Source organism: Bradyrhizobium sp. NBAIM08, assembly GCF_020193935.1.
Lineage (GTDB): Bacteria > Pseudomonadota > Alphaproteobacteria > Rhizobiales > Xanthobacteraceae > Bradyrhizobium > Bradyrhizobium yuanmingense.
This window is the reverse complement of the sequence record NZ_JADYVR010000215.1, coordinates 1-463: the sequence shown is the minus strand read 5'-3', so window position 1 is coordinate 463 and position 463 is coordinate 1. Positions and strand designations below refer to the sequence as shown.

General features: G+C 64.4%; 1 protein-coding gene. It reads left to right on the top strand.

Features of this window, described 5'->3' with window-relative positions:
* A partial coding sequence (locus I6F37_RS39180; protein ID WP_225154254.1) for an aminotransferase class I/II-fold pyridoxal phosphate-dependent enzyme occupies positions 1 to 463 on the top strand: 463 nt, incomplete at both ends.

Below are 463 nucleotides of genomic sequence, written 5' to 3'. Positions count from 1 at the left end.
ACAATTATCTCGGACTGACCTTCGACGCTGAATGCCGGGCAGCGGCGATCAGGGCCGTGGAAACCCTGGGCACGGGCACCACTGGCTCGCGCATGGCCAGCGGCAACTACGCCGGGCATCGCGCTCTGGAGCGCGAGTTCGCCGAAGCCTTTGGCTGGCCAGCCTGCATCGTTTTCTCCACTGGCTACCAGGCGAATCTCGGCGCCATTTCGGCGCTGGCGAGCCTGGGTGATTTCCTGCTGGTAGACGCCGACGGGCATGCCAGCATCCATGACGCATGCCGGCTCTCCGCAGCGACCACGATACGCTTCCGGCACAACGATCCGGAGAATCTCGCCCGTCGACTGGAACGGCTCGGCGATGATGCAAAGCGCACGCTGGTAGTGGTGGAAAGCCTCTACAGCGTACTGGGCGATCGCGCTCCGCTCACGGAGTTTGTCGAGGTCACCGAACGGCACGGTGC